Origin of the sequence: Tabrizicola sp. (genome assembly GCF_036781545.1) — a bacterium.
Taxonomy (GTDB): Bacteria; Pseudomonadota; Alphaproteobacteria; order Rhodobacterales; family Rhodobacteraceae; genus Tabrizicola.
In genome coordinates, this window is record NZ_DAIQAT010000121.1 from 1 (window position 1) to 10,548 (window position 10,548).

Genomic DNA, 10,548 nt, shown 5'->3' on the forward strand with positions numbered 1-10,548 from the left:
GCCTCGACCCAGCGCGTGTCGTGGCCGAGGTATTGCAGCAGGATGGCGATGGACAGAGTGACCCCGGCCGCAAAGCCACCGCCCGGAAGATCATGGCCGCGAAAGAAGAAATAGGCCGCCAGAAGCACGATGACGGGGAACATCCAGCGCATGATGACCGAGGGCACCAGCATGACATCAGCCAGCGTGCGCGTATCGCCGGTCTGGTCTGCTCGCGCCACGGGCTCGCTTTCTTCGGCGGGCCGGAACCGGCGCAACAGGGCGTAGACCGTCACGGCCACCACGGCCAGGACCGTGATCTCGCCGAAGGTGTCGAAGGCACGGAAATCGACCAGAAGGACGTTGACGACATTGGTCCCGCCGCCCTCGTGATAGGCGTTGCGCAGGAACCAGTCGCCGAGATTGGACGCCAGGGGGGCGGTCATCGTGACATAGGCGATCATCGCCAGACCGCCACCGGCCACCACCGCGAGAACCAGATCGCGTACCCGGCGCAGGCGTGCGGAAAAAAGACGGTCGCCGGCGATTTCCTCGCTGCGTTTCGGCAGCCAGCGCAGGCCCAGAAGCAGCAGCACGGTGGTCACGATCTCGACCAGCAACTGCGTTACGGCGAGATCCGGCGCAGAGAGCCAGGCAAAGGTCACGCAGGTCACGGCACCCGTGCCGCCCAGCAGGACCAGCGCCGCGAAACGGTGGTACTTGGCCAGGTAGGCCGCACCGACCGCGCAGGTCGCGCCGACCACCCACATGAGCGCAAAGACCGGATCAAACGGCGTCAGCAGCGCACCAGCGCCTTGCCGCAGCCTGCCCCACAGTACCGCCAGGGTGACTGCCACGGCAACCAGCACCATCAGTCGCAACTGCGGCTGCAAACGCTCGGTCCCTGCCAGAGCCATCGCCCGCTCCGGCAGCCGCCGCGTCAGCAGGGCCATGGCCGCCTCGAACAATCGGATCGCCCGGACCCGATGGATCAGCGGCGGCCCCTCCGGCCCGGCCGAGATGTACCGCCCGAAGATCGCGAAGATCACCACGCCACCAAGAAGCGCGACGAAGCTCATGATCAGGGCCGTGTTGAAGCCGTGCCAGATCGCGATATCCTGGTAAGGCAGGTCCGCACCCAGCACCGCTTGCGCGGCAAGGTTCATGGTTGGCCCCAGCGTCAGGCCGGGAATGATGCCGACCAGCAGGCAGATCAGCACGAGCAGTTCCACCGGGCGACGCATCCAGGCCGGGGGCTCGTGCGGCGTCCTTGGCAGGTCGATGGGCTCCGGCCCGAAGAACACCGTCACGATGAAGCGCAGCGAATAGGCCACCGCGAAGACACCGGCCAGCGTCGCGATCCAAGGCAGCGAATTGTCCAGCCATGTCCCGTTGTGCCAGTCCGTAGTCTCGGCGAAGAACATCTCTTTCGACAGAAATCCGTTCAGAAGCGGTACGCCCGCCATCGAGGCCGAGGCGACGATGGCCAGTACGCCGGTTATGGGCATGTACCGCATCAGCCCGCTCAGCCTGCGCATGTCGCGGGTCCCGGCCTCGTGGTCGATGATCCCGGCGGCCATGAAAAGCGAAGCCTTGAACACCGCGTGGTTCGCGATGTGGAAGATCGCGGCCAGGATCGCGCCGGAACTGCCGATCCCCGCCAGCGCCGTGATCAGCCCCAGATGACTGACCGTGGAATAGGCGAGCAGGCCCTTCAGGTCATGCCGGAAGAGCGCGAAGAACGAGGCGAAAAGCAGGGTCGCCATCCCGGTTCCGGTGACGAGGAAGAACCAGAGCTGCGTTTCACCCAGGACCGGAAAGAACCGCACCAGCAGGAAGACACCCGCCTTCACCAGCGTCGCGGAATGCAGGAAGGCCGACACCGGCGTGGGTGCAGCCATTGCGCCGGGAAGCCAGAAATGGAAGGGCATCTGGGCCGATTTGGTGAAGCAGCCCAGCAGGAACAGGACAAGGATCAGGGGATAGGCCGGGTCGGCCCGCACCAGGTTGCCCGCCTTGAGTACGACATCAAGATCGTAGCTGCCCGCAATCCGACCGATCATCAGCATCGCCAGCAAGAGACACAACCCGCCCGCACCGGTCACGACCAGGGCCGTCCGCGCCCCGTCGCGGGCATTCTGGCTCTGGTGCCAGTAGCCGACCAGCAGGAAGGAGAACAGCGAGGTCAGCTCCCAGAACACGACCAGCATAAGAATGTTGCCGGACATGAGCATACCCACCATTGCGCCGGTGAAGGCCATGAGGAAGGCATAGAAGCGCGGCACGGGGTCCGATTTCGTCAGATAGTAGCGGGCATAGATCAGCACCAGCAGGCCGATCCCGAAGACCAGGGAGACCATCAGCCAGACGAAGGCATCCATCCTGAAGGTGATCGACAGTCCCAGCGAGGGCGCCCAGTCCCATCCGGCACGCAGCACCGCGCCATCGCTAATCTGTCCATGCAGCGTGGCAAGGAGACCGACCCCCGCCACCATGAAGACGCCCGAGACCCAGGCTGCCGCCGAATGCGCCTGTGTCGACAGGGTCGCCATCGCCACCGCAGCTACGAAGGGCAAGGCCGCAAGGAGGATCAGCAGGTTTTCTTCGAGCATGCCGCCTTGTATCCTCCAGCCTGATCTATCGTTTTGGGGAACTTCCCGTCCAGGACTGCGGAAGCATTTGCCGCCTGCGCAAATCGCCGGAAGGCACGTTTGTACCAATGCGTGTCAGCCGGGACGATTTCAAGCTGATTTAAGCACGTCCCTGTGTCGGATCGCGGGGCCGTGCCGATTCGGGCGTCTGCTTCGTCACGATGCCCGGGGTTTCGAACCGGGGCTCAGACGGTGACCAGCGGCCCTGTCGTCAATTCGCACGGCAATCCGACTGACCGACGGTTCCAAGCGGCAATGCCGAGGCTGGTCCGGGCTTCGCAACCCGCACGAGCGCCGGTTTTTTCTTCCTGCACTGGAAGTTTCCCGGCATCCGGCCGAGGCGGGGCCGACCCGCGTTCATGCCGCCCAGTCGCTTCCGGCAGATCACTCCGGATAGGCGCGCGTCTCATCCTCTTCCATGTAACGGCATTTGTTCAGCACCACGCCCAGGACCTGGGTGCGCTTGCCGAGGTCGGCACCGCATTTCTCGATCTCTGTCAGCGTGCTCTCCTCGGCCGCCGCCACCATCAGCGCGCAATCGACCTGGTCGAGATAGGCGAGCGCATCATCGCTGACCAGAAGCGGCGACATGTCGAAGAGGATGATGTCGGGGCGAAGCCGCGCTTCCACCTCGTCGATAAGATCGGCGGTGCGCGGCGCGGACAGAAGCTCGGCCGGACTGTCGAGGGGGGTGGAGTTCAGCGCCAGCGCGAGGTTCGTCCCCACGCGCCTGATCTGGGCAAAGTCGAGGGTCCCGGTCCCGATGGACTGGATGAAGTTCTGGTTCGGTGGCAGCCCCAGCTTCTCGATCAGCGAGGGATGCCGCAGGTCAAGCTCGATCAGCAGGACCCGTTTGTCGGCCATGCGCGCCAGGCTGAAGGCCAGGTTCAACGCCACCGTGGACTTGCCACAGCCCGGCGAGGGCGAGGTGATGGCGACGCGGGTCCAGCCATTGGCGCGCAGCGCGCGCAGAAGGTTGGTGCGCATCACGTCGAAGCTGGAGGCGGCCTGCCCGGGATGCTGCGCGACGATGAGGTTGCGCGCCAGTACCTTCTGGTCGGGCATGACCTCTGCCAGTTCCTGCCAAGGGTCGGCTCCGGCCTTGCCGGAGTTGGGCTGAAGCTTGCGGTCGCGGGCCGAACGGGCCTTGGCGAGTGCGGACTGTATCCGTTCCATGCGGGTCTACTCGGTCTTTTCGGTGGTGGCGCCAACGGCGGTTTCGCCGGCTGCGGGGGACTTGGACGCAAGGCCGAGCAGCGAGTCGATCGGGGTCAGATAGATGTGCAGGACCAGCGCGAGGATGGGAATGTTGAGCACAAGGAAGCCTATGGCCACCAGCCGGTTGGCCGACCAGCCCTTGCGGGCCCGACCTCCGGGAAGATAGGCAATCGTGCCGAAGGGCGGGGCGCCCAAAAGCTTGGTCAGTTCCGAAGGGCGGCGGATCGTGTGGTTCAGCACCTCGAGCAGCACCAGAAGCGCCCCGGCCAGGATCACCCCGGCCCCGAAGGAGGCGATGGTGATCCGCTTGCGGTTCGGCTCGGCCCGGAAGGCCGGAGCCACCGCCCTTTCCAGGATGGTGATGCGCTGGCCGCGTTCGGTGACGACGATGCGGTCACCCATACGGGCCTCCGACAGGCTGCTCACCGCGGCTTCGTACTGCACGCGTAGGGTTTCGTAGTTGCTTTGCAGTTCCGCCAGCCGGATCGAGTTGGCCGGCGTCGCCTCGATCGAGGCTTCCAGCGCGGTCAGGTCCTTGTCCAGCAGGGTCTTCTGCTCGGCGAGGTATTTGATCTGCCCGTCGATATCCAGCATCTGGACCTCGAAGGCGGAAAGCTGACCTCCGCCGGTGATGTCGAGTTGCGCCTTGACGGCTTCCTCCAGCGCAGCGACTTCCTTCTGAAGCGCCGCGACCCTGGGGTTGGTCGGAGACAGCACCACCAGCGCCGAGGCCAGTTCCTGCCGGGCCTGTTCAAGGCGCACCTGTTCGGGCGTCCTGTCCTGTCCCGAGGTGACGAGCCGCCCGGTCCGGTCATAAAGCTCGGTCAGCCGGTCGCGCCGGTCGCGCAGCGAGGCAAGCTCGCGGTCGACCTGCAAGAGCCGTTCCTGCTGCGAAGCCTGCCGGGTGCGGCGGTACTCCAGGCTTTCCGGCAGGGCATCGCGGTTCTCCTGCTCGAACTTGATGATCTCGGCGTTCTGCTGGGCCAGTTCCTCGGTCAGGCGGCGGACTTCCTGCTCGAAGAATTCCAGCGTGTTGCCCGAAGCGCGGGTGCGCAGCTGGGTGTTCCATTGCAGGATCTGGTCGGCGATCTCGTTGGTGATCGCGGCGGACAGCTCGGGCTCGGACGCTGCGAACGAGGCGATCACCACCCCGGTACTGCCCTGGTTCGCGGGCATGTAGATCGACACCCGGCCGCCGACCGTCTTGAGCTTCTGTTCTTCGGTCTGCGGCGGCATTCCGGCGAAAAGATTGTGCCGTTCAGCTATGGCCAGGATGTTGTCGCGCGTCATGATCCGCTGCTGGATCGCAAGAAGGATCTCGTCCGAGGTCGACACCACGGTCGAGGCGGCCAGCGCATCGGGTATCTGCGGGCTCTCGATCAGAAGCTTCGCCTCGGCCCGGTAGACCGGCGGCAGCGAGACGGCATAAAGAATCCCGGCCATCGTCGCCGTGAAAATCAGGGCGACGATGATCGGCAGTCGACGCAGAATCAGGGAAATATAGAAACGCAGATCAAGCGTCATTTACGGGTCTCTCTTGCATCGCGGCATTGGCCGAGAAAAATACGCCATCATCAATCACTTGCTGGACGGTCTGCGCACTGACGACCTGCTTGCCCTTGGTGAAGGCATAGACCATGGCCAGATCGCAGAGCTGGTTCACCAGCCGGGGGACACCCCGTGTCACGTCATAGATCAGCTTCACGGCAGGGGCCGAGAAGATTCGCTTCTCGCTGCCGGCGACCTTCAGACGGTGGGGAATGTAACCCCTGACCGTCTTGAGGTCCATCGCCGTCAGATGGTAACTGGCCGCGACCCGCTGTGCGAATTGCCGCATTTCGCGGCGCGAGACCAGGTCACGCAGCTCGGGCTGGCCGATCAGCACCAGTTGCAGGACCTCGTCCTTGCCCGAGTTGATGTTGATGAACATCCGCAGCTCTTCCAGTGCCTCGGCGGTCAGGTTCTGCGCCTCGTCGAAGATCAGGACGACGCTGCGCCCGGCGGCATATTCCGACAGAAGGAAGTTCTGGAAGCGCGAGAAGAGGTCGACATAGCTTTCGTCCAGCTCGGCTGGCTGTTCCAGCGCATGAAGCACCCAGCGCAGCAGTTCCGCACGCGAGCCGTGCGGGTTCGAGATCAGGCCCACCGTCATCTCCGAGCCGAGCGAGCGGACCAGATGCAGCAGAAGCGTGGTCTTTCCGGCGCCGACGTCGCCGGTGATCAGCGTGATCGGCGCATTGGCGCGCACACCATATTCCAGCATCGTATAGGCGCGCTGGTGCGACTGCGGCCAGTACAGGAAGTCGGGATCGGGCGTCAGCGCGAAAGGCCGGGCGGAAAGCCCGAAATGCTCGGTGTAGATTTCCTGCGTCCGGGTCGCGGGCGGCTCGGACAGAAGCCGGGTCCGCACCCGCGTCGGGGCGCGCGTCGGCGGAGCCTCAACCGTCTCGGGCAGTTCGTAGGATCGGGGGTCCTGTTCGGCCTGCAGCACCGGATCGGGCAGCGGTGGCGCCGAGTCCGCCGCGCTTCCCGCCTCGGGATCGAACCAGAGGATGCGGGACAACAACTTGCGGGACCTACTGCGCGTCATCTACTCACCTTTAAGCAATTCCCCGGACTCAGGGGGACTTGTCCCCCCTCTAATAAGCAAACTTCCCCGGCATGGCGACGCCTTCCAGAGTACTGATGCCGGCCTGGAAACAAAGTATGGAAATCAGCAAGCTAGGGCGGGTTTTGACCCAGGAATGACCATTTTCTTACCCAATATCCGTGCGTATGTAGACGGAGTCATGTAGGAAAGCTCAAGGAAATTTTGACGGCGCGCGAATCGTTGATGGTCCCGGTCGGCTCCCGGTTTTCGGGGATGTGCAAAGTAGGTGGGTTTGTGGTCAGCCATACTGCACCCTTGCTCCGGACCGGGCTGAAGGATCTTGTCGGGCCGCCGCAGTCTGCGACCAGCGGCCACAGGTCTGGCCGCTACAGACGTGTCGAGAGGGTAATGCCATGAAGGACGGTTTGCAGGACCTTCCCGCCGAAACCGATATTGCCATCGTGGGGATGGCCGCGCATCTGCCGGGGGCGGCGGATATCCATGCTTATTGGGAGAACCTGCGCGAGGGGCGGTCGGCCGTCCGTCGGCTGAGCGAGGAAGAGGTCCTGGCCTCGGGCGAGAGCCCCGCGGCACTGCGCAACCCCAACTACGTCCCGGCGGCGGCGCTGCTGGAAGGTTTCGACCGCTTCGACGCGGAATTCTTTGGCTTCTCACCGAAGGAGGCCGCCATCCTCGACCCGCAACATCGCCAGTTTCTGGAAGTCGCCTGGGAAGCGCTGGAGAATGCTGGCCACACGCCGGAAGGTTTCAAGGGCCGGATCGGCGTCTTCGCGGGCTGCGGGATGGGCAGCTATTTCTACTTCAATCTCTGCTCCAACCCGGCGCTGGTGGAAAGCACCGGCATGTTCCTTCTCCGCCATACCGGCAACGACAAGGACTTCCTGTCCACCCGCGTCAGCCATGTCTTCGACCTCAAGGGCCCCAGCCTTGGCTTGCAGACCGCCTGTTCCACCTCGCTCGTCGCCACCCACTACGCAATCCAGGCGCTTCTGAACGGCGAATGCGACATGGCGCTGGCGGGGGGCGTGACCATCGACCTGCCGCAGGGCCGGGGCTATATTTACAAGGAAGGCGAAGTCCTGTCGCCCGACGGCGTCTGCCATGCCTTCGACCACCGGGCGCAGGGCACGGTCTTCGGCTCCGGCGCGGGAACGGTGCTCTTGCGGCGGCTTGAGGATGCGCTGGCTGATGGCGACCATGTCTGGGCCGTCATCAAGGGTTCGGCGGTCAACAACGACGGGGCGGCGAAGGCGGGGTATCTTGCGCCCTCGGTCGAAGGCCAGGCGGATTGCATCGCAACCGCCCTCGCCGTGTCAGGGACGCCCGCCGAGACGGTGGACTATATCGAGTGCCACGGGACCGGCACCTATCTGGGCGATCCCATCGAAGTGGCAGCCCTGACCGAGGCCTTCCGCAGGACGACCGAGGCGAAGGGTTTCGCCCGGATCGGCAGCGTCAAGACCAACATCGGCCATCTGGATACCGCGGCCGGGGTCGCGAGCCTGATCAAGACCACGCTGGCGCTGCACCACGGCCAGATGCCGCCCAGCCTGAATTTCGAGGCGCCGAACCCGGCGATCGACTTCGAATCGAGCCCCTTCCGGGTGAACGACCGCCTGACCGACTGGCCCCGCCGGACGGGCCCGCGCCGGGCCGGGGTGAACTCGCTCGGCGTCGGCGGGACCAACGCGCATGTGGTGCTGCAGGAGGCCCCTGCCCTCGCGGCCTCCGAACCCTCGGACTGGCCGTTCCAGCTGATCACCCTTTCCGCACGCAGCCAGTCGGCCTTGGGCGAGGCGTCCTCACGGCTGGCGGCGCATCTCAAGGCCCATCCCGATCAGGACCTCGCCGACATCGCCTGGACGCTGAAGCACGGCCGCCGCGCCTTTGAACACCGCCGCGTGCTGGTGGCCGCCAGCCATCAGGAGGCCGCAAAGCTTCTGGAAGCGGGCGATCCCCGCCGCGTCTTCACCCAGCGCCGCCTGGGCGACGCCCCCGATGTGGTCTTCATGTTCCCGGGCGGCGGCGCGCAATACCCGAACATGGCGCGCGACCTGTACGAGACGGAACCCGTCTTCGCCGAATGGATGGACCGGGGCCTTGCCGCGCTCGGGCCGACCGAAGCCGAGACCCGCACCCTCTGGCTGCCCGCCGAGGGGCAAGAGGCTGCAGCGGCGGAAGCCCTGCGCCAACCGTCGAAGCAGCTGCCGCTGATCCTGATCGTCGAGGTCGCTCTGGCGAAGCTTTGGGAAAGCTGGGGCGTCACGCCCGCCATGCTGATCGGTCACAGCATGGGCGAGAACGCCGCCGCCTGCGTGGCGGGGGTGATGACGCTGGAAGCCGCCGTCGGCCTGGTTCGCCTGCGCGGCCAGCTCTTCGACACCGTCCCCGCGGGCGGGATGCTCTCCGTGCCGCTCTCCGAAGCCGCGCTGAAGCCCTATCTCGGCGATCTCGACATCGCCTCGATCAACGCGCCGGAACTGACTGTCGTTTCCGGCTCTGACGCGGGCCTCAGGGATCTGGCCCAGCGGCTCAAGGCCGACGACATCGACACCACCCGCATCGCCATCGACATCGCGGCGCATTCCAAGATGCTCGAAGGCATCCTCGCCGCCTTCCGCGCGCATCTGGCCGGGATGCAGCTGTCGCCCCCGCAGATCCCGATCATTTCCAACCGCTCCGGTCAGGTCCTGACCGACGCGGAAGCCACCAGCCCCGATTACTGGGTCGCCCATCTGCGCAACACCGTGCGCTTCGCCGACGGCATGGCGACGCTGCGGCAGAAGCCCGACCGGGTCTACCTGGAGGTCGGGCCGGGCCGCGCCATGGCCTCGCTGGCGCAGGCGAACGGCGCGATGGGCGGCCAGCCGGTGCCCTCCAGCCTGCGGCACCCGGAAGATACGGTCAGCGACGACCGCCATTTCATCGCCACGCTCGGCAGGCTCTGGGCCTGCGGGGCCGAGCCGGACCTGAGCCAGCTCTGGGGCGAGGCCAAGCGTCGCCGCGTGCCCCTGCCGACCTACCCGTTCCAGCGCTCGCGCTATTTCGTCGATCCCGGCAAGGCACAGGTCGTGACCGAGGCCGATGTGACGGCGAGGCGGCACGAATCGGTCACCGATTTCGGCTACCGCATCGGCTGGCGGGTCATGCCAGCCGACTGCCCGGTGGACGTGGAGACCGAGCTTGGCGCGCCGCTGACCTGGCTGGTCTTCGCGGATGAGGCAGGCCTCGCCCGCGCCGCCGTCCAGCGCCTGCGCGGGGCCGGGCACCGGGTGGTGACGGTCCACGCGGGCGACGCCTTCGCGCGCACCTCGGACGACACCTATACCCTCGCCCCGGAACATGGGCGCGAGGGCTATGACGCGCTTTTGGCCGACCTCGCGCAGCGGGACCTGACCCCCGCGCGCATCGCGCATTTCTGGCTGGTGACGCAGGACGAAACCTTCCGCCCCGGCTCCAGCTTCTTCCAGCGCAATCTGGAGCAAGGCTTCTGGAGCCTCTTCTTCCTCGGCCAGGCGATGGGCGAGATCGGGCTGAAGCCCCTGCCCCATCTGACGGTGATCACCTCCGGCGCCGCGCAAGTGCGGACCGAGGCGCTGCCCTATCCGGAAAAGGCCACCGTCGCCGGACCGGTGCGGGTGATGCCGCGCGAATTGCCGGGCCTGACCGCCAGCCTGCTGGACGTGGCGCTGCCGGAAAACCGCAAGGCAATCCCGGCGGAAACCGTCTCTGCGGTGCTGGAGGAGATGCTCGCCACCCCTGCCTCCACCGTCGCCGCGATCCGCGGCAGCCGCAGGCTGGAAACCCGCCTCGTCCCGGCCCCTCTGCCTCCGCAGGCCGACGTGCCGGAAGGCTCGGTCTGGGTCATCACCGGTGGCTTCGGCGGGATCGGTGTGACCGTCGCCGAACGCCTGATGCGCGACCGCCACGCAAAGGTGGCGCTGATCGGGCGGCATGTGCCAGAACCCGGAAGCCTGCGCGCCGGGGTGCTCTCGCGCCTTGAACGCCTTGGCCGGGTGATGGCCGTCGCGGCGGATGTCTGCAACCCCGAGGACATGCGCGCCGCCTTCGACCGCGTGAAGGCCGAGT

Annotated in this window: 5 protein-coding genes; 1 reads left to right on the forward strand and 4 read right to left on the reverse strand. The window is 66.0% G+C overall.

Features of this window, described 5'->3' with window-relative positions:
* From V7Q39_RS15415 to V7Q39_RS15430, 4 genes are all read right to left on the reverse strand, one after another.
* A partial coding sequence (locus V7Q39_RS15415) for a monovalent cation/H+ antiporter subunit A (protein WP_333817494.1) occupies positions 1-2,591 on the reverse strand: 2,591 nt, incomplete at its 3' end.
* A 423-nt stretch (positions 2,592-3,014) separates the two neighbouring features.
* Positions 3,015-3,806, reverse strand: coding sequence for a CpsD/CapB family tyrosine-protein kinase (locus V7Q39_RS15420; RefSeq protein WP_333817495.1), 792 nt, complete (start codon positions 3,804-3,806; stop codon positions 3,015-3,017).
* Positions 3,807-3,812: 6 nt separating this feature from the next.
* On the reverse strand, positions 3,813-5,372 hold the full coding sequence (locus V7Q39_RS15425) for a GumC family protein (RefSeq protein ID WP_333817496.1): 1,560 nt from the start codon (positions 5,370-5,372) through the stop codon (positions 3,813-3,815).
* Positions 5,362-6,438: an ExeA family protein gene (locus V7Q39_RS15430; protein WP_333817497.1), complete on the reverse strand. Its 1,077-nt coding sequence runs from the start codon at positions 6,436-6,438 to the stop codon at positions 5,362-5,364. Before V7Q39_RS15430 ends, V7Q39_RS15425 begins: the two co-directional genes overlap by 11 nt.
* Positions 6,439-6,851: 413 nt before the next feature.
* Between V7Q39_RS15430 and V7Q39_RS15435 the strand changes: the two genes are divergently transcribed.
* Positions 6,852-10,548 (forward strand): type I polyketide synthase (locus V7Q39_RS15435; RefSeq protein ID WP_333817498.1); only part of this gene is annotated, 3,697 nt, incomplete at its 3' end.

Bases quoted from the DNA above. Each gene is read 5' to 3' on its own strand.
- V7Q39_RS15430 (WP_333817497.1), bottom strand. From the start codon at position 6,438: ATGACGCGCAGTAGGTCCCGCAAGTTGTTGTCCCGCATCCTCTGGTTC.
- V7Q39_RS15420 (WP_333817495.1), bottom strand. From the start codon at position 3,806: ATGGAACGGATACAGTCCGCACTCGCCAAGGCCCGTTCGGCCCGCGAC.
- V7Q39_RS15425 (WP_333817496.1), bottom strand. From the start codon at position 5,372: ATGACGCTTGATCTGCGTTTCTATATTTCCCTGATTCTGCGTCGACTG.